The organism is Rhizobium beringeri (assembly GCF_004306515.1).
In the GTDB taxonomy this organism is placed as follows: domain Bacteria; phylum Pseudomonadota; class Alphaproteobacteria; order Rhizobiales; family Rhizobiaceae; genus Rhizobium; species Rhizobium beringeri.
Window position 1 is genome coordinate 1,661,607 of the sequence record NZ_SILG01000001.1, and the last position, 25,962, is coordinate 1,687,568.

Annotated in this window: 27 protein-coding genes; 16 read left to right on the plus strand and 11 right to left on the minus strand. The window is 60.3% G+C overall.

Annotation, left to right across the window (positions count from 1 at the left end; translation table 11 throughout):
* Positions 1-42 precede the first annotated feature (42 nt).
* The 4 genes from ELH03_RS08525 to ELH03_RS08540 form a co-directional block, all read right to left on the minus strand.
* Positions 43-816, minus strand: coding sequence for an amino acid ABC transporter ATP-binding protein (locus ELH03_RS08525; protein ID WP_003559021.1), 774 nt, complete (start codon positions 814-816; stop codon positions 43-45).
* Between the two features lie 34 nt (positions 817-850).
* Complete coding sequence (locus tag ELH03_RS08530) at positions 851-2,005, minus strand: amino acid ABC transporter permease (protein ID WP_003559022.1); 1,155 nt, start codon at positions 2,003-2,005, stop codon at positions 851-853.
* Position 2,006: 1 nt separating this feature from the next.
* A complete protein-coding gene (locus tag ELH03_RS08535; protein ID WP_128405299.1) occupies positions 2,007-3,209 on the minus strand; it encodes an amino acid ABC transporter permease in 1,203 nt (400 codons plus the stop codon).
* Positions 3,210-3,313: 104 nt separating this feature from the next.
* Complete coding sequence (locus ELH03_RS08540; protein WP_018241875.1) at positions 3,314-4,339, minus strand: amino acid ABC transporter substrate-binding protein; 1,026 nt, start codon at positions 4,337-4,339, stop codon at positions 3,314-3,316.
* A 363-nt stretch (positions 4,340-4,702) separates the two neighbouring features.
* On the opposite strand from ELH03_RS08540, the gene ELH03_RS08545 reads away from it, so the two are divergent.
* The gene (locus ELH03_RS08545) at positions 4,703-5,893 is read left to right on the plus strand and encodes a cystathionine beta-lyase (RefSeq protein WP_128405300.1); all 1,191 of its coding nucleotides are present in this window, start codon (positions 4,703-4,705) and stop codon (positions 5,891-5,893) included.
* Between the two features lie 33 nt (positions 5,894-5,926).
* Here the strand turns inward: ELH03_RS08545 and ELH03_RS08550 are convergent, their stop codons facing one another.
* Positions 5,927-7,081: an FAD-dependent monooxygenase gene (locus tag ELH03_RS08550; RefSeq protein ID WP_128405301.1), complete on the minus strand. Its 1,155-nt coding sequence runs from the start codon at positions 7,079-7,081 to the stop codon at positions 5,927-5,929.
* 27 nt (positions 7,082-7,108) lie between these two features.
* Positions 7,109-7,354: a zinc-finger domain-containing protein gene (locus ELH03_RS08555; protein WP_003539274.1), complete on the minus strand. Its 246-nt coding sequence runs from the start codon at positions 7,352-7,354 to the stop codon at positions 7,109-7,111.
* Positions 7,355-7,511: 157 nt separating this feature from the next.
* Between ELH03_RS08555 and ELH03_RS08560 the strand changes: the two genes are divergently transcribed.
* From ELH03_RS08560 to clpA, 6 genes are all read left to right on the plus strand, one after another.
* The gene (locus ELH03_RS08560; RefSeq protein WP_130766227.1) at positions 7,512-8,297 is read left to right on the plus strand and encodes an alpha/beta fold hydrolase; all 786 of its coding nucleotides are present in this window, start codon (positions 7,512-7,514) and stop codon (positions 8,295-8,297) included.
* A 129-nt stretch (positions 8,298-8,426) separates the two neighbouring features.
* A complete protein-coding gene (gene cysE, locus ELH03_RS08565; protein WP_003539276.1) occupies positions 8,427-9,260 on the plus strand; it encodes a serine O-acetyltransferase in 834 nt (277 codons plus the stop codon).
* A 140-nt stretch (positions 9,261-9,400) separates the two neighbouring features.
* Entirely contained in the window at positions 9,401-9,604 is a 204-nt protein-coding gene (locus ELH03_RS08570; RefSeq protein WP_003539277.1) for a DUF3126 family protein, read from the plus strand.
* 274 nt (positions 9,605-9,878) lie between these two features.
* Positions 9,879-10,250, plus strand: a complete 372-nt coding sequence (locus ELH03_RS08575) for a phasin family protein (protein WP_128405303.1) — start codon at positions 9,879-9,881, stop codon at positions 10,248-10,250.
* Positions 10,251-10,526: 276 nt separating this feature from the next.
* Entirely contained in the window at positions 10,527-10,877 is a 351-nt protein-coding gene (clpS, locus tag ELH03_RS08580) for an ATP-dependent Clp protease adapter ClpS (RefSeq protein ID WP_017988219.1), read from the plus strand.
* A gap of 10 nt (positions 10,878-10,887) precedes the next feature.
* Positions 10,888-13,380, plus strand: a complete 2,493-nt coding sequence (gene clpA, locus ELH03_RS08585) for an ATP-dependent Clp protease ATP-binding subunit ClpA (RefSeq protein ID WP_018073448.1) — start codon at positions 10,888-10,890, stop codon at positions 13,378-13,380.
* 71 nt (positions 13,381-13,451) lie between these two features.
* Here clpA and ELH03_RS08590 read toward each other — a convergent pair whose 3' ends face one another.
* The 5 genes from ELH03_RS08590 to ELH03_RS08615 form a co-directional block, all read right to left on the minus strand.
* On the minus strand, positions 13,452-13,742 hold the full coding sequence (locus tag ELH03_RS08590; protein WP_128405304.1) for a Dabb family protein: 291 nt from the start codon (positions 13,740-13,742) through the stop codon (positions 13,452-13,454).
* Positions 13,743-13,799: 57 nt separating this feature from the next.
* Entirely contained in the window at positions 13,800-14,231 is a 432-nt protein-coding gene (locus ELH03_RS08595) for an HIT family protein (protein ID WP_105005871.1), read from the minus strand.
* 154 nt (positions 14,232-14,385) lie between these two features.
* Complete coding sequence (locus ELH03_RS08605; RefSeq protein WP_128405306.1) at positions 14,386-15,576, minus strand: GNAT family N-acetyltransferase; 1,191 nt, start codon at positions 15,574-15,576, stop codon at positions 14,386-14,388.
* Between the two features lie 78 nt (positions 15,577-15,654).
* Positions 15,655-16,374, minus strand: coding sequence for a glycerophosphodiester phosphodiesterase (locus ELH03_RS08610; RefSeq protein ID WP_130766228.1), 720 nt, complete (start codon positions 16,372-16,374; stop codon positions 15,655-15,657).
* A complete protein-coding gene (locus ELH03_RS08615; protein WP_027684848.1) occupies positions 16,371-16,841 on the minus strand; it encodes a RidA family protein in 471 nt (156 codons plus the stop codon). Before ELH03_RS08615 ends, ELH03_RS08610 begins: the two co-directional genes overlap by 4 nt.
* Before the next feature lie 136 nt (positions 16,842-16,977).
* On the opposite strand from ELH03_RS08615, the gene ELH03_RS08620 reads away from it, so the two are divergent.
* The 9 genes from ELH03_RS08620 to frr all read left to right on the plus strand — a co-directional run bounded on the left by ELH03_RS08620 (position 16,978) and on the right by frr (position 25,955).
* Positions 16,978-17,814, plus strand: coding sequence for a cell envelope integrity EipB family protein (locus ELH03_RS08620; protein WP_018241886.1), 837 nt, complete (start codon positions 16,978-16,980; stop codon positions 17,812-17,814).
* Positions 17,815-18,005: 191 nt separating this feature from the next.
* Positions 18,006-19,082, plus strand: coding sequence for a toxic anion resistance protein (locus ELH03_RS08625; RefSeq protein WP_128409886.1), 1,077 nt, complete (start codon positions 18,006-18,008; stop codon positions 19,080-19,082).
* Between the two features lie 14 nt (positions 19,083-19,096).
* A complete protein-coding gene (locus ELH03_RS08630) occupies positions 19,097-20,665 on the plus strand; it encodes a substrate-binding domain-containing protein (protein WP_130659575.1) in 1,569 nt (522 codons plus the stop codon).
* Between the two features lie 7 nt (positions 20,666-20,672).
* The gene (locus ELH03_RS08635; RefSeq protein ID WP_128409887.1) at positions 20,673-21,290 is read left to right on the plus strand and encodes a 5-bromo-4-chloroindolyl phosphate hydrolysis family protein; all 618 of its coding nucleotides are present in this window, start codon (positions 20,673-20,675) and stop codon (positions 21,288-21,290) included.
* Positions 21,290-22,396: a type 2 periplasmic-binding domain-containing protein gene (locus tag ELH03_RS08640; RefSeq protein ID WP_128405310.1), complete on the plus strand. Its 1,107-nt coding sequence runs from the start codon at positions 21,290-21,292 to the stop codon at positions 22,394-22,396. The genes ELH03_RS08635 and ELH03_RS08640 overlap by 1 nt, the downstream gene beginning before the upstream one ends.
* A gap of 178 nt (positions 22,397-22,574) precedes the next feature.
* Positions 22,575-23,342 carry a 30S ribosomal protein S2 gene (gene rpsB / locus ELH03_RS08645; RefSeq protein WP_003559062.1) on the plus strand — a complete coding sequence of 256 codons (768 nt, stop codon included), beginning with the start codon at positions 22,575-22,577 and terminating at the stop codon, positions 23,340-23,342.
* 255 nt (positions 23,343-23,597) lie between these two features.
* Positions 23,598-24,524 carry a translation elongation factor Ts gene (tsf, locus tag ELH03_RS08650; protein WP_018241887.1) on the plus strand — a complete coding sequence of 309 codons (927 nt, stop codon included), beginning with the start codon at positions 23,598-23,600 and terminating at the stop codon, positions 24,522-24,524.
* Positions 24,525-24,620: 96 nt separating this feature from the next.
* A complete protein-coding gene (gene pyrH, locus ELH03_RS08655; protein WP_003539289.1) occupies positions 24,621-25,343 on the plus strand; it encodes a UMP kinase in 723 nt (240 codons plus the stop codon).
* Between the two features lie 51 nt (positions 25,344-25,394).
* Positions 25,395-25,955: a ribosome recycling factor gene (frr, locus tag ELH03_RS08660; RefSeq protein WP_018241888.1), complete on the plus strand. Its 561-nt coding sequence runs from the start codon at positions 25,395-25,397 to the stop codon at positions 25,953-25,955.
* Positions 25,956-25,962: the final 7 nt, after the last annotated feature.

The window sequence follows — 25,962 nt, forward strand, 5'->3', positions numbered from 1 at the left end:
ACCTAAAGCGCGAGGAGCGAATCTGAAAGGTCGCAACGCGCTTTAGTGCAGGATCTGGCTGAGGAACAGCTTGGTGCGTTCGTGCTGCGGGTTATCGAAGAAGGCAGCCGGTTCGTTCTGTTCGACGATTTGGCCCTGGTCCATGAAGATAACCCGGTTGGCGACCTGGCGGGCAAAGCCCATTTCATGCGTGACGCAGAGCATGGTCATGCCTTCCTCGGCAAGCCCCACCATGGTGTCGAGCACTTCCTTGATCATTTCGGGATCGAGTGCGGAGGTCGGCTCGTCGAACAGCATGATCTTCGGGTTCATGCACAGCGACCGGGCGATCGCCACGCGCTGCTGCTGGCCGCCGGAAAGCTGTCCCGGATATTTGTTGGCCTGCTCCGGGATCTTGACCCGCTTCAGAAAATGCATGGCCACTTCCTCGGCCTGCTTCTTCGGCATCTTGCGCACCCAGATCGGCGCCAGTGTGCAGTTTTCGAGGATCGTCAGATGCGGGAAGAGGTTGAAGTGCTGGAACACCATGCCGACTTCGCGCCGCACCTCGTCGATCTTTTTCAGGTCGTTGGTGAGTTCGGTGCCGTCGACAATGATGCGACCCTTCTGATGCTCTTCCAGGCGGTTGATGCAGCGGATCATTGTCGACTTGCCGGAGCCCGACGGGCCGGCGATGACGATGCGCTCGCCGCGCATGACCTTCAGGTTGATGTCGCGCAGCACGTGGAAATCGCCGTACCACTTGTTCATGTTGACGATCTCGACCGCCACTTCCGTCGCGGAAACGGTGAGCTTTTTCGCTGGAGCTTCAGCCATAATATTTTCCCTCATTCTTATCGTTTTAGCGTTCTTATCGTTTGTGGCCGGTATCGAGATGGCGTTCCATGAAGCCTGAATAGCGCGACATGCCGAAGCAGAACAGCCAGAAGATGAAGCCCGCGAAGATCAGACCCGTGATCGGCGTGACGGCGCTTGCCCAGTTGGCATCGGAGAAGTTCAGCTTGACGATGCCAAGCAGATCGAACATGCCGATAATGGTGACCAGCGACGTGTCCTTGAAGGTTCCGATGAAGGTGTTCACGATGCTCGGGATGACCAGCTTGATGGCCTGCGGCATGATGATCAGCCGGGTCTTTTGCCAATAGCCGAGGCCAAGCGAATCGGCGCCTTCGAATTGTCCCTTCGGGATCGCCTGAAGGCCGCCGCGGATCACTTCCGCCATATAGGCCGAGGTGAAGATTGACACACCGATCAGCGCCCGAAGCAGTTTGTCCACGTTCCAGCCTGTGGGAAGGAAGAGCGGCAGCATGACACTTGCCATGAACAGAACGGTGATCAGCGGAACGCCTCGAATGACCTCGATGAAGGTAACGCAGAGCATCCGGATGACGGGCATCTTCGAGCGGCGCCCCAGCGCAAGCAGAATGCCGCATGGTAAGGATACGGCAATACCGACAAAGGACAGGACGAGCGTCACCATCAACCCGCCCCAGAGCGGAGTGTCCACCACTTCGAGGCCGAAGCCGCCGTGAAGAAGCCAGAAGGCGAGGACCGGCAGGACGGCGAACAGAAGAATGGCGTTCAGGCCCTTGCGCGGCGCCGAAGGGATGAGCATCGGAACCAGCAGCAGAATGAACAGGATCCCGACGATCGCCGGTCTCCAACGCTCATCGAGCGGATAGCGGCCGAATATAAACTGATCGTACTTGGCGCTGATGAAGGCCCAGCATGCACCACTCCAGCCGTCAGGCTGGATGCCGCCCTGGATCGTCGTCGCGCAGAATGTGCGGTCCGGCCCGGACCATACGGCCTGAATGAACAGCCAGTTGACGAGATGCGGCACGGCCCATGCGATGAGCGCAAGAGCCAGGATTGTCAGGATCACGTCCTTCGGGGTTGCCAGGAGATTGCGGCGTATCCAGGCGACGGCTCCCCTCTCGCCGGGGGGCGGCGGTTCGGCGGCAAGGATGGACGTTCTGACGAAGGGTTTATCGGCGACCGACATCTTATCTCTCCACCAGTGCCATCTTGGCATTGAACCAATTCATGAACAGCGACGTGAGAATGCTCAAGCTGAGATAGACGATACCCCAGATGCAGACGATCTCGATCGCTTGACCGCTCTGATTGAGGATCGTGCCACCGACGGCAACGAGATCCGAGAAACCGATCGCGATGGCGAGTGAGGAGTTCTTGGTCAGGTTCAGGTACTGGCTCGTCAGCGGCGGGATGATGATGCGCAGCGCCTGCGGCACCACGACAAGTCTCGTCACGCTCGACGGATGCAGCCCCAGCGCGCCGGCTGCCTCGGATTGTCCCTTTGGAACGCCGCGAATGCCGCCGCGAACGATCTCGGCGATGAACGAGGCGGTATAGAAGGACAGAGCGAGAAACAGCGACATGAATTCGGGGCCGACGACGGAGCCGCCCGTGAGGTTGAATTTTCCAGCAACCGGAACGTCGAAAGTGAGCGGAAAGCCGGAGACGACGAAGACCAGCAATGGCAAGCCGACGATCAGTGCGATCGACGTCCATACGGTGTGGAACGGCTGGCCGGTTGCGGCTTGGCGTTTGTGGGCCCAACGCGCGATGATGATGGTGGCGACAATCGCAATCACCAGGGCGATGCCGACCGCTATCATGCCTGTCTCGAAGATCGGCTTCGGGAAGGCCAGTCCTCTGTTGTTGAGGAACATGCTGAACGGCAGACCCACCGACTCGCGCGGCTGGGGCAAAACGGAGAGAACGCCGAGATACCAGAAAAAGATGACCAGCAGCGGCGGAATGTTGCGGAAAACCTCGACATAGACCGTGCAGAGCTTGGCAATCAGCCAATTGTGCGACAGCCGGCCGATCCCGATCAGGAAGCCGATGATGGTCGCCGTGAAGATACCGGTCACCGCCACTAGCAAGGTATTCAGAATGCCGACGACAAGTGCACGCGCATAAGTCGAGTCACTCGAAAAGCTGATCAGCGACTGGCCGATTTCGAAACCGGCGCGACCGCGAAGAAAGCCGAAACCCGATGCCGTATTGCTGCGGGCAAGGTTCACGGCCGTGTTGTGGGCCACCCACCACACAATGCCCACGAGAACAGCGATTGTTAGAACCTGGAAAAATATGCTCCGGTATTTCGGGTCGTACATTGCCGACCGGAAACTCCAGCCGGTGCCATGCAAAGGTGTCGTATCCACAGCCTCATGCGTCATGCCGCGCCAATCCCCTTGTGCCCGTTTTCGGGCTTTCTTTTTGCTTTTTTGGAAGATGGGAGGGCGGCTCGGCCGCCTTCCCGGGATTTCATGCCAAAGCTCGACTAACGAACCGGCGGTGCGTACTGGATGCCGCCCTTGCTCCAGAGAGCATTCAAGCCGCGTGCGATCTTGAGCGGGCTGCCCTGGCCGATGTTGCGCTCGAAGATTTCGCCATAATTGCCGACGCCCTTGATGACGTTGGCAGCCCAATCATTGGTCAGGCCGAGATCGGTGCCAATCTTGGTGTCGGTCTCGCTGCCGAGGAAGCGCTTGATATCAGGATTCGGCGAATTCTTCATCTCGTCGACATTTGCCTGGGTGATGCCGAACTCTTCGGCATTGATCAGCGCATAAGCCGTCCAGGAAACGATATCGAACCACTGATCATCACCTTGACGGACGGCCGGGCCAAGCGGCTCCTTGGAGATGATCTCAGGAAGGATGACGTGTTCGTCGGGGTTCTTCAGCGTCAGACGCAACGAATAGAGACCGGATTGGTCGGTCGTGTAAACGTCGCAACGACCGGCGTCGTAGGCCGCGTTGACCTCAGGAAGGTTTTCGAAGACGACCGGATTGTACTGCAGATTGTTCGTCTTGAAGTAATCGGCGAGGTTCAATTCGGTGGTCGTGCCCGACTGTACGCAGACTGCGGCGCCGGAGAGTTCGAGAGCCGACTTCACGTTCAGGCTCTTGCGCACCATGAAGCCCTGGCCGTCATAATAGGTGACAGGACGGAAGTTGAAGCCGAGTGCGGTGTCGCGATTGATTGTCCAGGTGGTGTTACGCGAGAGAACGTCGATTTCACCGGACTGCAGAGCGGTGAAGCGTTCCTTCGCGTTTGTCGGCGTGTACTTGACCTTGGTGGGGTCGCCGAACACGGCCGAAGCGACGGCCTTGCAGAAGTCGACGTCGAAGCCGGCCCAATTGCCGGAAGCGTCAGGTGCGGCAAAGCCGGTAAGGCCGGTATTGACGCCGCACTGAACGAAACCCTTTGCCTTGACATCCGTGAGTGTCGTGGCCGAAGCAGCCGAAGCGCCAAGAGCGAAAACTGCTGCGCCGATCGTTGCGGACAGAAGCTTGTTCTTCATTTTTTCCCAACCTTTTCCGTTGTCTTGTATTTTCTTGTGGGAAGTTCCGGCCGAAAAACTCTGCCGCCTCCCCATTTTCTCGACACCCTCCCGGCGCGAGTTGTTCTATCACAGTCGCAAATGTCACCATGGTCAAGTGTCGCGGTCAATAATTGCGGCAAATTTCAGCATTTTGGTAGATTGCGCTGCGTTCGTGGGCACTTGGCTATGAAATAGGCGCCTGATTGCGGAAAAATAACGCGAAAATCGTGGCTTCCACCGCTTCGCTACGTCGCCGGCGATCAACTCCTAGGGGTTGACCTGATATGGCGGGGCGTCCAAAAGTCCGGTTTTGCGTCTCCGTCGCCAAAGGCTATTCCCGACATGAAAGACAAAGACAGCTTGCTGCAGAATGCCGGCATCAACACCCGCCTGACCCATATCGGCAACGACCCTTTCGACTATCACGGCTTCATTAATCCGCCGGTCGTGCATGCCTCGACGGTGTTGTTTCCGAATGCGCGGGCGATGGAGACGCGCACGCAGAAATACACCTACGGAACGCGCGGCACACCGACGACGGATGCGCTCTGCGAGGCGATCGACGCACTCGAAGGCTCGGCCGGCACGATCCTCGTGCCCTCGGGCCTTGCGGCCGTCACCATTCCGTTCCTGGGTTTCGTCGCTGCCGGCGATCATGCGCTGGTGGTCGATTCGGTCTATGGCCCGACGCGCCATTTCTGCGACACGATGCTGAAGCGCCTCGGCGTCGAGGTGGAATATTATGACCCGGCGGTCGGCGCAGGCATCGAGGCGCTTTTCCGGCCGAACACCAAGCTCGTCCATACCGAGGCTCCGGGCTCCAATACCTTCGAAATGCAGGATATTCCGGCGATCTCGGCGGTTGCGCACCGCCACGGCGCCGTCGTCATGATGGACAATACCTGGGCGACGCCGCTCTATTTCAGGCCGCTCGATCACGGCGTCGACATCTCGATCCACGCATCGACGAAATATCCGTCCGGCCATTCCGACATTCTGCTCGGAACGGTTTCGGCCAATGCCGAGCACTGGGAGCGGCTGAAGGAATCGAACGGTGTGCTCGGCATCTGCGGCGCACCCGATGACGCCTATCAGATCCTGCGCGGATTGCGCACCATGGGCCTGCGCCTTGAGCGACATTATGAAAGCGCGCTTGCTATCGCAGAATGGCTGGAGGGCAGGGAGGATGTCGCCCGCGTGCTGCATCCGGCCCTGCCGAGCTTCCCCTCTCACCATCTCTGGAAGCGCGATTTCAAAGGCGCCAGCGGCATCTTTTCCTTCGTGCTGGCCGCTGAAGGTCCCGAAAAGTCCAGAGCAAAGGCGCATGCCTTCCTCGACGCGCTCAGGATTTTCGGTCTCGGCTATTCCTGGGGCGGCTATGAAAGCCTCGCTTTGCACGCCTATCTCAACGATCGCAAGGTCGCCAAGGCGCCGGCGGACGGTCCGGTCATTCGCCTCCAGATCGGCATCGAGGACGTGGCCGACCTCAAGGCCGATATCGAACGGGGTTTTGCCGCCGCAAGCGCGGTCTGATCGGACGCCTGGGGCGCTGTCGCTTGCAGCGCTCTATGGCAGACGCAGAGCCCGATAGCCGTAGATCCAGTCGAGATCCGCCGCCAGGCTTAGCGGCGGCTTGAGGCCGAGCACGAGATCGCGGCCGATCCGGATCGGCCCTTTCGCATGATAGGCAAACCGGTTGAAGGCGCCGCGCTGGCGAAGCTTGGCGATGCGCGGCGCCCGATGTCTTTCGAACAGCGACAGCGCATCCGCCACGGAACGGTTCGAAAGAAACGCGGCCAGTTCGTAGGCGTCTTCGATCGCCATCGCCGCTCCCTGGGCGGCAAAAGGCATCATCGCATGCGCTGCGTCGCCGATCAGAACCGTCCTGCGGCCGTCCTGCCATGCGCCTGATGTGGTTTCGAACAGCGGCCAGAACGTCAGCTTCCTATTTCTGTCGAGCAGCGAGACGATCGCGGTGTTCCAGCCGGAAAGGTGCGCCCGCAGCTGCGCCCGCTGCTCGGCCGTCGCTTCGCTTTGCCAGGCCTGCGGCGCGATATTGCCGGCGGTGATCGCCACCATGTTGAAGCTGCCGGTCTCCCTCAGCGGATAGCAGACGAGATGCGCCGAACCGCCGAGAAAAGCCGAAACGCTTGCCCGGTCGAGGAAACCCGGCGCCTCAGTTTCGGCAATCGTAAAACGGTAGGCGATATTGCCGGAAAAGCGCGGCGAGGGGCTACCCGGAATGGATTGCCGAAGCTTCGACCAGACGCCGTCAGCGCCGATCACAACATCGGCAGCCCGCTCGAAAGGCGGTAGGGTCGAATCCATCCGCACGCCAAGGTGAAGCCGGCAGAGCGGATCGGCCCTAACCGCATCCAAAAGCGCTTTCTGCAATGTGGTGCGATGCAGGACGCCATAGGGAGCGCCCCAGCGTTCCCGCGCGAATTTGCCGGCCGGCACCGCCGCGAGCTGGCGCAGCGACCCACCCGATATCAGCCGGATCGCGTCCGGCTCGAGCCAGACCTTTGACAGTCCTTCAAGGATACCGAGTTCGGCAAGGATGCGCGAAGCGTTCGGCGAAACCTGCAATCCGGCGCCGACGTCGGTGAGTTCGCCCGCCTGCTCGAAGATCTCTGAACTGATGCCCCGGCGCGAAAGCACAAGGGCAGTTGTCAGCCCTGATATTCCGGCGCCGATGATGGCGGCATGTTCGACCGGCATTGCCCGTCCGATCCGGATCTGGGCTGACTACGCCGCCTTCACGTGGAAAACGCATCCGGCCGGATTGGTCTGGCTGGGCTTGAGCGCGGAATTGAAGCGATAGAGCGTCGAGCAGTAGGAACAGACCTTCTCGTTGTCGTCGCCCATGTCGATGAAGATATGCGGATGATCGAAGGGAGCCGAAGCGCCGGTGCACATGAATTCCTTGACGCCGACTTCGATAACGCGGTGACCGCCGTCGTTCTGGAAGTGGGGAATGTTGTGGCCGGCCATGTCGCTCTCCGAATGCTTTGAAATGTGCGCGAACCTTATAAGCCTTCGCCGCAAATGTGTAGAGCCAAACCGCCGCGCCGGGCACAGTTTTTAGCCACAGTTTTTGGCTTCACGATGAAAGGCTGCTCGACTATGGTCGCGCCAAAAGGAAGGCCCGATGAACCTGAATACACCCGCATTTTCAAGCTTCACCCATGATGGATTGCAGCTCGCCTTCTTCGATGAGGGCGATCCGGCCGGTGTGCCGGTGTTGTTGATCCACGGCTTTGCCTCGACCGCAAACGTCAACTGGGTGCATCCGGGCTGGCTGAAGACGCTTGGCGATGCCGGCTACCGGGTGATCGCCATGGACAATCGCGGCCACGGCGCAAGCGACAAGCCGCACGATGCCGAAGCCTATCGTCCATGGGTCATGGCCGACGATGCGATCGCGCTGCTCGACCATCTTGGCATCCCCGAAGCCAATGTCATGGGCTATTCGATGGGCGCGCGCATTTCCGTCTTCGCCGCGCTTGCCAATCCGCATCGCGTCCGTTCGTTGGTCCTCGGCGGCCTCGGCATCGGCATGACCGACGGCGTCGGCGACTGGGACCCGATCGCCGATGCGCTGCTGGCGCCCTCGCTGGACGCGGTGACGCATGCCCGCGGCCGCATGTTCCGCGCCTTCGCCGAGCAGACGAAGAGCGACCGGGTCGCCCTTGCCGATTGCATCCGCGGCTCGCGCGATCTCGTCGCCCGCTCCGATATGGCCAAGCTCGACATGCCGACGCTGATCGGCGTCGGCACCAAGGATGATATCGCCGGCTCGCCGCAGGAATTGGCGGCGCTGATGCGGAATGCCGAAGCGCTCGATATTCCGGGCCGCGATCATATGCTCGCCGTCGGCGACAGGGTTTTCAAGCAGGCGGTGCTGGCCTTCTATGCAAGGGTCGCCCATCGCTGACAACATCGTGATGCCGAAAAAACCATGCTAAAAAACCATGGCGACGGCACCCATTTATGTTATTGGCGTTTTCCTCTATATATTGGCATTCCGAAAACGGCATTCCGGCTGGCAGCGAGGAGAGCGGCGATGGTCGCAAAGACTGACATTCGTGCTTTTGACACAGGCCATCCGCTGAAGGTGATGGATCCCATCTGGGACAGTCTGCGCGAGGAAGCCCGGCTCGCCGCCGAACGGGACCCGGTTCTCGCCGCCTTCCTTTATTCTACCGTGATCAACTACCATTCGCTCGAGGAATGCGTCATCCACCGCATCTGCGAACGTCTCGATCACCCCGACATGCAGGCGAACCTGCTTCGCCAGACCTTCGAGGAAATGCTCCTCGACTGGCCTGACTGGAGCTCCATTCTGCGCGTCGATATCCAGGCGATCTATGACCGCGATCCCGCATGCCTGCGCTTCATGGAGGCGGTGCTTTATTTCAAGGGCTTCCATGCGCTGCAGACACATCGTCTGGCCCATTGGCTCTTGAACCGCGGCCGGCGCGATTTCGCGCTCTATCTGCAGAGCCGCTCCTCCAGCGTCTTCCAGACCGACATCAATCCGGCCGCCCGTATCGGCAAGGGCATCTTTCTCGACCACGCCACCGGACTCGTCGTCGGCGAGACGGCCGTCATCGGCGACAACGTCTCGATCCTGCACGGTGTCACACTCGGCGGCACCGGCAAGGAGGGCGCCGACCGCCATCCGAAGATCGGCTCCGGCGTCATGATCGGCGCCGGTGCGAAGATCCTCGGCAATATCGAGATCGGCTATTGCTCACGCGTCGCCGCCGGCTCCGTCGTATTGAAGGCGGTGCCGCCCAAAAAGACAGTCGCGGGTGTGCCGGCCAAGGTCGTCGGCGAGGCCGGTTGTTCCGAGCCGTCGCGCAACATGGACCAGGTGATCGGCGCCGATATCTGAGCGCCCGTTGGAAACAAGGATAGGAAAAGTCGGCGGGATCCGAGCAGGGAGAGCCATGAGCAAACGGCAACCTTGCCTTTACACCGCTGCATTTCCTGTGCAAGAAGCGGCCAATCAAGACTGCTTACGGAGATGACAGAGTGAAGCCAGAAGAAATCAAGAAGCTCGACGCCTATTTCAAGCGCATGTTCAATCCGCAGATGATCGTCAAGGCGCGTCCGCGCAAGGATGATTCTGCGGAAGTCTATCTCGGCGAAGAATTTCTGGGTGTCGTCTATATCGATGACGAGGACGGCGATCGCTCCTACAACTTCTCGATGGCGATCCTCGACGTCGATCTCTGATCGTGCTCGAAAGCTTCAAAAGGACCGAACGGTGCGATCTGTTCGGTCCTTTTTTCGTTTTTTCGATTCGCAACGAGAATTTATTCAAAACTTCCGGTTGCGGCATTCTGATATATTTTAGCAAAATCAGTTAAAGACGTACGTGCCCCGGCGCGTGGGCTTTGTTATATTATTGTAATGCAACTCCTGGATGTTTTGCGGCGCACAAGACTACTTGACTATTTGTGCATTGCAGCTACCCTGCCGCCACCAACAGCCCAACGGAGGATGGCTCATGTTCAACTTTGAAGACGCCAACAAGAAGAGCAAGGAAGCCGTCGACACGGCCCTGAAGACCTATACCGACACGTCCAAGGGCTTTCAGGCAATCGCCGCAGAAGCCACTGAATATTCGAAGAAATCCTTTCAGGACGCGGTGACGCATTTCGAAACGCTGGCCGGCGTCAAGAGCTTTGAGGCTGCCTTCGAGCTGCAGACGAGCTTCGTCAAGGCGTATTTTGAAGGCTTTGTCTCCGAGACGACGAAGCTCAGTGAGATGTATGCCGATCTCGCCAAATCAGCCTACAAGCCCTATGAGGCACCGATCGCCGCTGCCGTCGTCAAGACTCCCAAGTCGGTGTCGGCGGCGACGCCTGCTGCTGCCTGAACTGATTTCAAAGGCGCAACCTGCGCTACATATTGAAAAATGAAGACCGGCTACGCATCTGTAGCCGGTCTTTTTGTTTCCACTTTCGCTGCAGCGCCCGCATGGGATCGACCGGGGACTTTTTTGGTCTTTCCCGTGCATGCCGGCCATTTCTTGATTGCAGTGTCTGACAGGGGGCTTAAAATCAGCCTATTATGAACTAAGTTAGTGTTTCAGATATTCGGCGGGAAAAGCACCCTCCCATGCTCCGCTGGATTGCTTGAGGAATGAATGACAATGATCGCAAAGCCGATCCGGATGCAGAACGACAGCGAAAGGAACGGGGACAACGCAAATCGAACCTCGGTCATCACGCGCACCAAGCCGAAGACCAAGAAGCCCAATCTTTATCGTGTGCTGCTTTTGAATGACGACTACACTCCCATGGAATTCGTCATCCATATTCTGGAGCGTTTTTTTCAGAAGGATCGTGAAAGTGCCACCCGCATCATGCTCCATGTCCATAACCACGGCGTCGGCGAATGCGGAATATTCACATACGAGGTAGCGGAAACGAAGGTCAGCCAGGTGATGGACTTCGCCCGGCAGCACCAGCATCCGCTGCAATGCGTCATGGAAAAGAAGTGAGGATCTGAACGTGCCAACATTTTCGCCTAGTTTAGAGAAGGCGCTCCATCAGGCACTGACCTTTGCCAACGAGCGGCACCACGAATATGCGACGCTCGAGCATTTGCTGCTCGCCCTGATCGACGATGCCGATGCGGCCGCGGTCATGGGTGCCTGCAATGTCGATCTCGACGCGCTGCGCAAGACGCTCGTCGAATATGTCGATAACGAACTTTCCAACCTGATCACCGGTTATGACGAGGATTCGAAGCCGACCTCCGGCTTCCAGCGCGTCATCCAGCGTGCCGTCATCCACGTGCAGTCGTCCGGCCGCGAAGAGGTGACCGGCGCCAACGTGCTCGTCGCGATCTTCGCCGAGCGCGAAAGCCACGCCGCTTATTTCCTGCAGGAGCAGGAGATGACCCGCTACGATGCCGTCAACTATATCTCCCACGGCATCGGCAAGCGCCCGGGCGTTTCGGAAGCGCGTCCCCCGCGCGGCGCCGAGGACGAAGCCGAAAGCAGCAAGCCGACGGCGCGCGGCGGCGAGGAAGAGGGCGGCCCCAAAAAGCAGCAGGACGCGCTCAAGGCCTATTGCGTCAATCTCAACGAGAAAGCCAAGGGCGGCAAGATCGATCCGCTGATCGGCCGTCACGCCGAAGTGAGCCGCACGATCCAGATCCTGTGCCGTCGTTCGAAGAACAATCCGCTCTATGTCGGTGATCCCGGCGTCGGCAAGACGGCGATCGCCGAAGGCCTTGCCAAGCGCATCGTCGAAGGCAAGGTTCCGGAAGCGCTCGCCGATGCAACGATCTTTTCGCTCGACATGGGCACGCTCTTGGCCGGCACGCGCTACCGCGGCGATTTCGAGGAACGCCTGAAGCAGGTCGTCAAGGAACTGGAAGAATATCCGGGCGCCGTGCTCTTTATCGACGAGATCCACACGGTGATCGGCGCCGGCGCCACCTCAGGCGGCGCAATGGATGCATCGAACCTGCTGAAGCCGGCCCTGTCATCGGGCGCGATTCGCTGCATTGGTTCGACCACCTACAAGGAATACCGCCAGTTCTTCGAGAAGGATCGGGCGCTGGTCCGTCGTTTCCAGAAGATCGACGTCAGCGAGCCGTCGATCGAAGATGCGATCGAGATCATGAAGGGCTTGAAGCCCTATTTCGAAGAGTATCACCACCTGCGTTATTCGAACGACGCCATCAAGTCGGCCGTCGAATTGTCGGCCCGCTACATCTCTGACCGCAAACTGCCCGACAAGGCGATCGACGTGATCGACGAAACCGGTGCGGCGCAGATGCTGCTGCCGCCGTCCAAGCGCCGCAAGCTGATCACCGAAAAGGAGATCGAGGCGACGGTCGCGACGATGGCGCGCATTCCGCCGAAGACCGTCTCCAAGGACGATGAAGCCGTGCTTGCCAATCTCGAGAAGGAACTGCGCTCGGTCGTCTACGGCCAGGATATCGCCATCGAAGCGCTTTCGACCTCGATCAAGCTGGCGCGCGCCGGCCTTCGTGAGCCGAACAAGCCGATCGGCGCCTATGTCTTCTCCGGTCCGACCGGCGTCGGCAAGACCGAGGTGGCAAAACAGCTGGCATCGTCGCTCGGCGTCGAACTCCTGCGTTTCGACATGTCGGAATATATGGAGCGGCACACGGTTTCGCGTCTGCTCGGCGCGCCTCCCGGCTATGTCGGCTTCGACCAGGGCGGCCTTCTCACAGATGGCGTCGATCAGCACCCGCATTGCGTGGTGCTGCTCGACGAAATCGAGAAGGCGCATCCCGACATCTACAATATCCTGCTGCAGGTCATGGACCACGGCACGCTGACCGACCATAACGGCAAGAAGATCGATTTCCGCAACGTCATCCTGATCATGACGACCAATGCGGGCGCATCCGAAATGGCCAAGGCGGCGATCGGCTTCGGTTCGTCCAAGCGCACCGGCGAGGACGAGGAGGCGCTGACCCGTCTGTTCACGCCGGAATTCCGCAACCGTCTCGACGCGATCATTCCTTTCGCGGCGTTGCCGACGGCCGTCATCCACAAGGTCGTGCAGAAGTTCATCATGCAGCTGGAGGCCCAGCTTTCCGAAAGGAACGTCACCTTCGACCTGCACGAGGATGCGATCGCCTGGCTGGCGGAAAAGGGTTACGACGAGAAGATGGGCGCCCGCCCGCTTGCTCGCGTCATCCAGGATACGATCAAGAAGCCGCTCGCCAACGAAATCCTCTTCGGCAAGCTGAAGAAGGGCGGTGTCGTCAACGTCACCGTCGGCCCGAAGGAAGACGGCAAGCCGGGCATCGTGCTCGAAGCCATCTCGGAAACGGCGCCGATCAAGCCGAAGCCCGAAGCCGAGGTCGTGCATCCCGAAGGCGATGATGGGGATGACGGCGAGCTGAAGACCAAGGCGGCCCGCAAGACCCGCGCCAAAGCGGTGCCGCAGGCCGAGCCTGAGGTCCGCGACGCCCCGAAGAAGGGAAGCGCGGTTCCGAAGGTTCCACGCAAGAAGTAAGATACCGTCACCGAATTGGAAAAGGCCGCGTTCTCAGCGGCCTTTTTCGTTTTCTGAACCCTGCCCACTCTTCAGAGCCTGGTGTAGTCGATCTCGAGAAAATCGGCGACCTCGGGCACCCAGCGGTCGCGCACGAAGGCAACATGCAGTGGATGGACGTTATAGACGTCATAGCCAGCCTGATCGTCGAACTCCATCGAGAAGCCGAAGGTGAAATCGTTTTTCCGGCTCGTCTGCCGAAGCTGCTCGAAATTTCGCACGCTCGGGATATTGGCAAGCACCAGCGCGTCGGCGAGGAATGACTTTTCTTCAGCCGAGCCGGATTTGTGCTTAAGTCGGAATGCGACCGTGTGGCGGATCATGATCTTGTTCCAAATGATTGTCTGGATTGAATTCTCTGAAATCGACAGGTGTTGACCCTACGCCAGCGCGGCCCTGATCTTTTCGGCATTGGCCGCAAGCACGGCACCATCCTCCATCTTGCCGGAATGCGGCTTGAGGGCCGCGCCCTCATGCCGCGGGATGACGTGGAAGTGCAGATGGAACACCGTTTGCCCGGCGGCCGGTTCGTTGAACTGGGCGATGAACACGCCATCGGCGTCGAAGACGTCCTTCACCGCATTGGCGATCTTCTGGACGACTGATATCGCATGGGTGAGGGTGGCTGGATCGGCATCGAGGAGATTGCGCGACGGCGCCTTGGGAAGGACGAGCACATGGCCCGGCGCCTGCGGCATCACATCCATGAAGGCGATGGTATGCTCATCCTCGTAAACCCGGTGCGAGGGGATTTCGCCGCGGAGGATCTTGGCGAAGATGTTGTTGTCGTCATAAGCGGCCGGGCTGGTCATCACGAATCTCCTCGTTTTTCACAGCGCCGTGCGTCTTTTCAAACGCGCAAAGGACGCTGTCGCACTTTGAATTGCTGCATAGTTTTATCCTTAAATCGATTCCGATTTAAGGAATATGCGTCGTTGATCGGGTAGCGCGGCCGGTGCGGCGGCGTCAATCCTCCTGCAGACGCTCGCCCTTGCGGAAAGGACTGTGCTCGGTCAACAGCTCGCTCATCTGTTCGACATCGGCGCGCTCGCGCGCGAGATAATCGCCGATCGCCCGGCGAAGACCGGCATGAGCGACATAATGGGCGGAATGCGTCGTCACCGGCAGATAGCCGCGGGCGAGCTTGTGTTCGCCCTGGGCGCCGGCCTCGACACGTTTCAGCCCTTTCGAAAGGGCGAAGTCGATCGCCTGATGATAGCAGACCTCGAAATGCAGGAAGGGATGGTCCTCGATGCAGCCCCAATGACGGCCGTAGAGCGTCTCGCCGCCGATGAAGTTGATCGCGCCGGCGATATAGCGCCCGTCGCGCTTGGCCATGACGAGCAGGATGTCGTCAGCCATGCGCTCGCCGATCAACGAGTAGAACTTGCGGGTGAGGTAGGGCCGGCCCCACTTGCGCCCGCCAGTATCCATGTAAAACTTGAAGAACTGGTCCCAGATGCGTTCCGTCAGGTCGCGGCCGGTCAGCCAGTCGATGCTGATACCGTTTTCGAGTGCGGCGTGGCGCTCCTTGCGCAACGCCTTGCGTTTGCGCGAGGCAAGCGTTTCGAGAAATTCCTCGTGATTGGCATAGCCGTCATTGATGAAATGGAACTGCTGGTCGGTGCGGTGCAGATAGCCGTCCATCTCGAAGACGCCGATCTCTTCGTCCGGCACGAAGGTGATGTGGGCCGAGGAGATGCCGAGCCGCCGCACGACCTCCTTCAGGCTTTCGGCGATCGCGCTCTGGATCGGCAGCCGCTGCAGCCCCTCGGCGACAAGAAGACGCGGGCCTGTCGCCGGGGTGAACGGGATCGAGCACTGAAGTTTCGGATAATAACGCCCGCCGGCCCGCTCGAAGGCGTCGGCCCAGCCGTGGTCGAAAACATATTCGCCCTGGCTGTGGTTCTTGAGATAGCCGGGCAGGGCGCCGATCAACTCGCCGCGCTCGGTCTCGAGCAGCAGGTGGTGGCCGAGCCATCCCGTCTCTGCGTCGGCCGAACCGGATTCTTCCAGCGACGATAAAAAGGCGTGTGAAACGAAAGGGTTGTAGGCAATCGTAGCGCAGGTCTTCGACGCTCCGGAAAGCTTGGCCCAGCTCTCCGGGGAAATCGCGGTGAAGGAGCGTTCGACGCGAATGGATAGTTCGTCAGTCATGGGACAAATGCGAAGCCTGTGGGAGGATGGTTTCGGCTCTGTCTCAGTCTGCGCATGATCTTGGCCAAAAAGCGAGCGTCAAGCAACCACACGCGGATCGAAGCCTTCGAAGGTCATCTGGTCTGCGTTTGCAAATGTAAGCCGACGCGCCCCTTCGTCACGCACCGTCCAGGTGATGACAGGAATGCCCTTTTCGCGTTGGCTGGTGATAAAGGGGTTCGGCAGGTCGCCATAATGATAAGAGATGAAATCGAGACCGATCTCCATCGCCTTCGCATGTGTCTTGAACGCCTCCGGCGTGTTGCCGTCGGCCGTCAGCCCGAGTGGGTAGGGTGAGCCAAGCGCCTTCAGATCGCGCAGCAGCCAGTGGTCAAAACTCATCAGCGCCACCTTGCCCTCATAGCCTTCGAGCACCTCGAGAACAGCCTCGGCGAAACCTTCGTCGTCGGCCTCGCGGCCCTTGAGCTCCAGCACCAGCGGCACCTTGCCCTTGACGAGGTCGAGGAGCTGGCGCAGCGTCGGCATCTTGTCGCTCGTGCCGCCAATGGCGATCAGTCCGAGTTCCCGGGACGTGCGCTCGCGGATGTCGCCGTGGAGGTTGCACAGGCGCTGCAGGTCCTCGTCGTGAAAGATGACCGGTACGCCGTCGGAGGCGTAGTGCAGGTCGCATTCGATCGCAAAACCCGCTTCGACGGCGCGCGAGAAGGCGGACAGTGTGTTTTCCCAGACATGCGTGTTGAGATCGTGATAGCCGCGATGGGCGACCGGCAGGTCCCTGATCCAGGCAACATTGGTCATTCTGCGATTTCCATGATAGCGTCTATCTCGACGGCGGCATTCAGCGGCAGGGCGGCCATGCCGACAGCGGCACGCGCATGTTTGCCGGCTTCGCCAAGCACGCCGGCAATCAGGTTTGAAGCGCCGTTGATGACGAGATGCTGCTCGACGAAGTCGGGCGCCGAGGCGACGAAACCGTTCAGCTTGATGACGCGCCGGATACGGCCGAGATTGCCGCCAAGTGCCGCCTTCGCCTGGGCAAGGATGTTGATGGCGCAGAGTTCTGCGCCGCGCTGGCCCGTTGCAACGTCGACGGTTTTGCCGAGATGGCCCGATACGGCGATCTTGCCGCCTTCGAGCGGCAGCTGGCCGGAGATGTAGAGAAGATTGCCGCTGATGACATAGGGAACGTAATTTGCAGCAGGCGCTGCTGCTTCGGGCAGGGTTATCCCCATCTCAATCAGGCGCGCTGCAATTTCATCGGACATTTTCGTCTCCGCTTTTGTTGTCAATTCTTCAAAAATTATGCATCAAGACTAGAATCTTTAATATGACAGTTTCGAGCCTCGATTTGGCCGAAAGCGTTCTTATAACATCGCGACCGAGTCCAACAGGAGTTAATGAATGTTCCGATCGAGTCTTGTCGCTCTGCTTCTCGCCAGCGTTTCCGCCAATGCATGGGCGGCTGCGCCCGCGGTTAGCGCTGCGATCGCGACCGGCCTCGTCGCACATCGCGCGGTCTACGATCTGGAACTGAAGGACGCTTCGGACCGCTCCGGCATCGCTGGCATGTATGGTCGCATGGTCTATGAGTTCGACGGCAGCTATTGCCAGGGCTTCACCACCAATTTCCGCTTCGTGACGCAGATCGACACCGGCGACAGCGTGCGTGTCAGCGACCAGCAGACCAAGACCTTCGAGAACCTGAAGGACGGCAAGTTCACCTTCGACACCAAATCCTTCACCGACGAGCAGCTCGACAAGGAGGTCAACGGTGCGGCGCAGGACCAGCCGGATGGTGTCAAGGTCGACCTCAAGCAGCCGGCGAACCGTGAGCTACAGCTCGCAGAAAGCCGTTTTCCCACTGAACATATGCTCGATGTGATCCAGCACGCCAAGGACGGCAAGCGCTTCTTCGAGGCGCGCGTCTTCGACGGTTCCGATGACGGCGACAAGTCGCTGGCGACGACGACGATCGTCGGCAAGCAGGAGACACCGATCGCCGAGGAAGCCGATGCCGGCAATGCCGGCGCCTTTTCCAAGACGGCCTTCTGGCCGGTGACGATCGCCTATTTCAACGAGAATGCGAAATCCGATGCTTTGCCAGTCTACCGCATGTCCTTCAAGCTCTATGAGAACGGTATCACCCGCGATCTGACGATGGACTACGGCGATTTCGTCCTGACCGGCAAGCTCGCCAAGCTGGAGCTCCTCGACCGCAAGGCCGAGGTTTGCAAGTAGGCGACGAGATCTCGCCTGTCATAAAACTGTATCATAAAATTCACTATGGTTCGGCGATCAGCGATGACTGAGTCGCCGTCTGTCGTCCTGCTTTTCGGGTCGGTGCGATCCTAGCGGGCAAGCCATTGCGATGACGTCTATCTTTTAGACTGCGTGGATCATTACGCATCGCAAGCTTGAAAGCCCGAACCATGGCCGATACCGATCTCGCGACTGTTCAAAATGCCGCCCTGCCGGTTGTCGTCGCCGATCCGGCGGAAATTGCCCGCATTTCCGATAGCATCAATATCACCGACCGCGCCGGCATCTCGGTCTATGGTGACCGCGCCCAGCAGGCGGTCAGCGATTATGCCGACAGGATCCTGCGCGAAGTCCGCAACAAGGACCTCGGCGATGTCGGCCGCTTGCTGACCGACATCATCCTCAAATCGAAGAGCCTCGATCCGGCATCATTGAAGGATAAGGGTTTCCTCAGTCGCATGTTTCTCTCGGCGAAGGCCCGGCTCGAACGCTTCAAGGCGGAATTCGAGGACGTGGCCGGCCAGATCGACCGGATCGGCCTCGAGCTCGACCGTCACAAGGATACGCTGAGGCGCGACATCGCGCTGCTCGACGACCTGCATGAGGAAACCCGGCAATCGATCATGCGGCTCGAGGCCTATGTCCAGGCCGGCAAGACTTTCGCCGAGCGTTTTCGCAGCGTCGAGCTGCCGAGGCTGAAGGCGCAAGCCGAGGCGGCGGCAACAGGCCCCGGCGGCGGCATGCTGGAGGCGCAGACCTATCAGGACAGCCTGCAGGCGCTCGACCGGCTGGAAAAACGGGTCTTCTACCTGCAGCAGGCCCGCCAGCTCGGTATCCAGCAATTGCCGCAGATCCGCATCGTTCAGGCGGGCGACGAAACGCTGATCGAGAACCTGCAGGCGACTTCGGCGCTGACGGTGCCGGCCTGGAAGCAGAAGATGGTGATCCTGCTCGGCCTGACGCGGCAGAAATCGGCGCTCGACCTGCAGAAGGCGGTGACCGACGCCACCAACGACATGATCCGCCAGGCATCCGAGATGATGAAGGATCAGGCGATCGCCATCGAGCAACAGTCGCAGCGCGGCATCGTCGATATCGACACGCTCGCCAAGGCGAACAGGGATCTGATCGACACGATATCAGGCGTGCTGCAGGTTCAGGAGGAGGGCCGGCGGATGCGGGCGCTCGCCGAGCAGCAGATGGAGCAGATGACGATCGAACTCAAGAAGGCGATGACCCAGGCGTGATCGGCAAGATGACGATGCGAGCACTGCTTTCAGGCCTGGCACTTCTTGCCGCTCTGCCCCTTGCCGGCTGCAATCCCTTCGGCCAGGGGCCGGACTTCTCGATCGTCTCGGGATCGGAGAATACCGTTCTGCAGCCGATCGTCGAGGAATTCTGCAAGCAGAAGAACGCCACCTGCACTTTCAAATATGAAGGCACGCTCGATATCGGCCTGGCGCTGCAGAGTGACCAGGGCGTCGCGCAGGATGCGGTTTGGCCGGCCTCCAGCGTCTGGGTCGACATGTTCGACACCAAGCGCCGCGTCAAGAGCCTGACCTCGATCGCTCAGACGCCGGTGGTCTTGGGCGTGCGCAGGTCGAAGGCGCAGCAGCTCGGCTGGATCGGCAAGGATGTCTTCATGAAAGACATTCTCGCTGCTGTCGAGAGCGGATCACTGAAGTTCCTGATGACCTCGGCGACGCAATCCAATTCGGGCGCAAGCGCCTATCTCGCCATGCTGTCGAGCGCGCTCGGCAACAAGCCGGTAATCGAACCCGGCGATCTCGACGACAGACACGTCCAGGAGAGCGTCCGGTCGCTGCTTTCAGGTGTCGTGCGCTCTTCCGGCTCCTCCGGCTGGCTTGCCGATCTCTATGTCGAATCCGCCGGCAAGGGCACGATCTATGACGCGATGTGGAATTACGAGGCGGTGCTGAAGGAAACCAACGACAAGCTCGCCGCCCTGTCGCAGGAACCGCTTTACGCCATCTATCCGGCCGATGGTGTGGCCATGGCGGATTCGCCGATTGGTTTCGTCGATCACGGCCGCGGGCCAGAAGTCCAGACCTTCTTCAACGATCTGCTCGCCTATCTGAGCTCGGCCCCGGTGCAGCAGCGCATCGCCGATACGGGCCGGCGCATTCCGCTGACCGGCGTTGCCGCAAAACCGAACCCAAGCTGGAATTTCGATCCCGCCCGGCTCGTGACGGCGATCCGCATGCCGGAGGCGGGCGTCATCCGCCAGGCGCTCACCCTTTATCAGGCAGCACTGCGCAAGCCGTCGCTGACCGCGCTCTGCCTCGATTTTTCCGGCTCGATGCAGGGTGACGGCGAGGACCAGCTGCAGAAGGCGATGCGTTTCCTGTTGACACCAGATGAAGCGAGCAAGGTGCTGGTGCAATGGTCGCCCGCCGATCAGATCATCGTCATTCCTTTCGACGGCAGCGTGCGCAACACCTTCATGGCGAGTGGAAACCCGCTGGAGCAGGAAGGGCTGCTGAACGAGATTTCCCGACAGAAGGCCGATGGCGGCACCAACATGTATGCCTGCGCCGAACGGGCCCTGCAGCAGATTGCCCGAACCGACAGGCTCTCGACCTATCTGCCTGCCATCGTCATCATGACCGACGGCAAGTCCGATGATCAAAGCCAGGCTTTCATGCGCGCATGGAACGCGACGGAGCCACATGTGCCGATCTTCGGCATCACATTCGGCGATGCCGACAAGACCCAGCTCGACAGCCTCGCCAAGCTGACCTCAGCGCGCGTGTTCGACGGCGGTTCGGATCTCGCCACCGCCTTCCGCACGGCGCGAGGCTACAATTAGGACAGGCATGCGCAACTGGCTCGGCAATGACGGCAACTGGATCGTGGCGGGACTGGCTGCGGCAATCACCGTGCCGCTCTTGAGTTTTGCCGCCGGCATGCCCTTCTGGATCGCCGCCATCATAGCCCTTCTGGTCTTTGCCGGCCTCGTCATTCTGCTTGCGCCGCGCCGGCTGTTCGAAGGCCTCGATATCAAGAGCATCGGCAGCGGACGCTTTGCCTTTGCCCGCGACCTGCTGGAGGCCGCCGCTCCCTTTGCCGAACGCCTGGAGACTGCCGCGGATGCGATCGGTGACAAGCAGATGGCAGCCGCTGTCCGCCATCTCGCGGAAATCGCCGCCGATGTCTTTCGCAAGGTCGAGGCCAAGCCCGAAAGCGCCAATGCCGTGCGGCGGTTCCTTTCCTACTATCTGCCGCGTGCCGCCGAGGTGGCGGAGGGTTTTGCCGTCATCGAGGCCAAGCGCGTTCCAGACCCCAAGCAGCTGGAGGAGGTCCGAACCGTGCTGGTCAAGCTTGAAGAGGCCTTCGTCCACTATGCGGACAGCTTGGTCGACGAGGAACTCGGCACGCTCGACACAGATCTGCGCCTCATCCAGGCATCGCTCAAAGAGGATATCGGACGCTGATGGCCCTTTCTCGTCGCGCCTTTGGAGTGGGACTGCTCGGAGCCGGCGTCGTCGGCACCGGCGGTTATTTCGCCGTCCGGGATCGGCCGGAATTGCAGGGCCTGCTCGGCAGCCGCACGACGTTGTTCGGCTTCGTCGGCGGCGAGAAGGAGGCCTTCCTCGCCGACCCCGACGTCGTCAGGGCGCTCGGCGGATACGGATTGACGGTGGACAGCCGCGTGGCCGGCTCCGTCGAGATGGTCCGCGAACAGGCGCTGCTGTCGCAGCATCCGCAATTCCTCTGGCCGTCCTCCTCGATCATGGTCGATATCGCCAGGCAGAACGGCATTTCTATCCGCAACGACCGCGTCGTGCTGAACACGCCGATCGTCGTCTATTCCTGGCAGCCCGTTGTCGATGGATTGATGAAAGCGGGATTGGTGACGGTGACGAACGAGGGCCATCATCAGCTCGACCTCAAGGCGCTGCTTGATGCGATCCTTGCCGGATCCGACTGGTCGAAGCTCGGCGTCAATTCGCTCTATGGCCGCGCTCGCATCGTCTCGACCGATCCCAACCGCTCGAACTCCGGCTTCATGTTTGCCGGCCTGGTGCTCAGCCTGTTCAGCGGCAATGTCGCGACATCAAGCGACCTCGCAACCTTCGGCGGCAAGGTGCAGGCGATCTTCCGCAACATGGGCTTCAAGTCGCCGTCGTCAGGCAAACTTTTCGACCAGTATCTCGCAGGCGGCCTCGGCGGTGAGCCGATGATCGTCGGCTATGAGAACCAGCTCGTCGAATGGATCCTCGCCGATCCCGCACGCTGGGACCGCATCAGGGCGAGTGCCGGCGCAAAGCCGGTGGTGCTCTATCCGCGCCCGACCGTCTATTCAGCGCATCCGCTGATCGTCGTCGACGAGAATGCCAACCGGCTGATCGAAGCGCTGTCCAGCCCGAAGCTCCAGGAACTTGCCTGGACGAGACACGGCTTCCGCGGTCCGCTGGGGACCGCCACCGGCAACGCTGACAGCGCGATTGGCACCCTGCTGCCGGCCGAGGTCGATGCCATCCTGCCGATGCCGGACGCAGGCGTCATGCTGTCGCTGCTGCCGACGCTGGCAAGCTGAGCCAGGTTTTTTCGGCATAAGCCTTGCTTTTGCGCCAAATCGAATGTATGGGCACCGGCATTCCACACGTAAGGCATGGGATCGTCCGGGAGAAATCCGGGCTGTTCCGCCCGGTGGCATCCTCGAAGAGGGTGCTGTTCGCCTTGCGGAGGTTCAACCGGAAAAGGAGTAACAAGGCATGGCATTGCCTGATTTTTCTATGCGCCAGCTTCTTGAGGCAGGCGTCCACTTCGGCCACCAGACGCATCGCTGGAACCCGAAGATGAAGCCGTACATCTTCGGCGATCGCAACAACATTCACATCATCGATCTGGCCCAGACCGTTCCGATGCTGTCGCGCGCCCTTCAAGTCGTCAGCGACACCGTTGCCCGCGGCGGCCGCGTTCTCTTCGTCGGCACCAAGCGCCAGGCGTCTGAGATCATTGCCGACAGCGCCAAGCGCTCGGCCCAGTACTACGTCAACTCGCGCTGGCTCGGCGGCATGATGACGAACTGGAAGACGATCTCCAACTCGATCCAGCGCCTGCGCAAGCTCGACGAGATCCTGAACGGCGAAGCCCAGGGCTTCACCAAGAAGGAACGCCTGAACCTCGAGCGCGAGCGTGAAAAGCTCGACAAGGCCCTCGGCGGTATCCGCGATATGGGCGGCACGCCTGACCTGATGTTCATCATCGACACCAACAAGGAAAAAATCGCGATCGACGAAGCTAAGCGCCTCGGCATCCCGGTTGTCGCCATCATCGATTCGAACTGCGATCCGGACCTGATCGACTATCCGATCCCGGGTAACGACGACGCATCGCGCGCGATCGCTCTTTACTGCGAGCTGATTTCCCGCGCCGCCATCGACGGTATCGCGCGTCAGCAGGGCTCTTCCGGCCGCGATCTCGGCGCATCCTCCGAGCTTCCGGTCGAACCGGCTCTCGAGGAAGCAGCCGAAGGCTGATGAAAGCGGGCGGATCGAAAGATCCGCCAATGCTTGCAGAGACTAGGCTTGCAGAGACTGGGAAAGGCCGCTTGCGACTCATCGAAGTTCGGCGGCCTTGCCTGTTTCAGGGCGAGGGCATCAGGCTCTTCGCCTGAGAAGTTTCGTTATGGCGCGTCTTCATCACGCTGTCATACATACAGGTACATTTCGTGCCTCAATCCGGTGCTGAGCCGCGCTTTACGGCCCACCGTATGAACCGACAAGAGGAAGCTAATGAGCGAGATTACGGCTGCAATGGTGAAGGAACTGCGCGAAAAGACCGGCGCAGGCATGATGGACTGCAAGAAGGCTCTTGCTGAAACCGGTGGCGACATGGAAGCGGCGATCGACTGGCTGCGCGCCAAGGGCATCGCCAAGGCCGACAAGAAGTCCGGCCGTACCGCTGCCGAAGGCCTCATCGGCGTTTCGAGCCAGGGCACCAAGGCCGTCGTCGTCGAAGTCAATTCCGAAACCGACTTCGTCGCCCGTAACGATGCCTTCCAGGAACTCGTCCGCGGCATCGCCAAGGTCGCCGTCTCGACCGACGGCACTGTCGACGCCGTTGCCGCTGCGACCTACCCGGCATCCGGCAAGTCCGTTTCCGACACGATCAAGGATGCGATCGCAACGATCGGCGAGAACATGAACCTGCGCCGTTCGACCGCTCTCTCGGTCGAGGACGGCGTCGTCGCCACCTATATCCACAATGCTGTTTCCGACGGCCTCGGCAAGCTCGGCGTTCTCGTGGCGCTGAAGTCGACCGGCGACAAGGAAGCCCTGAACGCCATCGGCCGTCAGGTCGCCATGCACATCGCAGCGACCGCGCCGCTGGCGATCCGCCCGGAAGAAGTCGATGCCGCCGTCGCCGAGCGCGAGCGCAACGTCTTCATCGAGCAGTCGCGCGCTTCCGGCAAGCCTGACAATATCATCGAAAAGATGGTCGAAGGCCGCATGCGCAAGTTCTTCGAGGAAGTCGCTCTTCTCTCGCAGGCTTTCGTCATCAATCCGGATCTGACGGTCGCCGCCGCCATCAAGGAAGCTGAAAAGGCCGTTGGCGCGCCGATCGAAGTTGCCGGCATGGCCCGTCTGCTGCTCGGCGAAGGCGTCGAGAAGGAAGAGACCGACTTCGCGGCCGAAGTTGCGGCTGCCGTCAAGGGTTGATCTTCCAGCCATAATTGGGAAAACACGAAGGGCATCGCGTGACAACGCGGTGCCCTTCGTGTATCGGGCATTCACGGCAATTTACGAGGAGCCAAGATGTCTTTAGAGCCTGTCTATAAACGCGTTCTACTCAAGGCTTCCGGCGAAGCGCTCATGGGTGGCCAAGGTTTCGGGATCGATGTGACGGTGGCGGACCGCATTGCATCCGACATCGCCGAGGCACGGCATATGGGCGTGGAAGTCGGCGTCGTCGTCGGTGGCGGCAATATCTTCCGCGGTGTCGCGGTGGCGTCCAAGGGTGGCGACCGGGTTACCGGCGACCATATGGGCATGCTCGGCACCATCATCAACGCGCTGGCGCTGGCGACCTCGCTGCGCAAGCTGAACATCGATACGGTGGTGCTTTCGGCCATTTCCATGCCCGAGATCTGCGAGAGCTTTTCGCAGCGCGCAACCCTTTATCATCTGTCGATGGGACGCGTGGTGATTTTTGCCGGCGGCACCGGCAACCCCTTCTTCACCACCGATTCCGCCGCAGCACTTCGCGCCGCCGAAATGGGCGCGGAAGCGATCTTCAAGGGCACGCAGGTGGACGGCATCTACACCGCCGACCCGAAGAAATATCCCGATGCGACTCGCCTCGACCGCTTGACGCACCAGGAAGTGCTGGACAGGGGGCTTGCGGTGATGGACGTTGCCGCCGTGGCGCTCGCCAGGGAAAATTCCATTCCGATCATCGTCTTCTCGATCCACGAGAAGGGTGGTTTTGCTGAAATCTTGACGGGCGGTGGCCTCAAGACCATCGTCTCCGACAACTGATAAAGCTGCGCCGCGGTTTCGGCGCAGCCCTCGCCAGACGGGAGCATCGACATGAGTGAAGGTATCGACATCAAGGAACTGAAGCGCCGCATGGACGGCGCGATTTCCGCATTCAAGAGCGACATCGCATCGCTGCGCACCGGCCGTGCTTCGGCCAACATCCTCGACCCAGTGACGATCGAGGCCTATGGTTCCCGCATGCCGCTGAACCAGGTCGCCAACATTACAGTGCCCGAGCCGCGCATGCTGTCGGTTTCCGTCTGGGACAAATCGATGGTCAGTGCCGTCGAGCGCGGCATCCGCGAATCCAATCTCGGCCTCAACCCGATCGTCGACGGGCAGAACCTGCGCATTCCGCTGCCGGAACTGAATGAGGAGCGCCGCAAATCGCTCGTCAAGGTGGCGCACGACTATGCCGAAAAGAGCAAGGTGGCGATTCGCCATGTCCGCCGCGACGGCATGGACGGCCTGAAGAAAGCCGAAAAGGATGGCGTCATCGGCCAGGACGAGAGCCGGGCGCAGTCGGAACGTGTACAGAAGATGACGGACGAGACGATTTCCGAAATCGACCGCTTGCTTGGCGAGAAGGAAAAGGAAATCATGCAGGTCTAGTGGATCT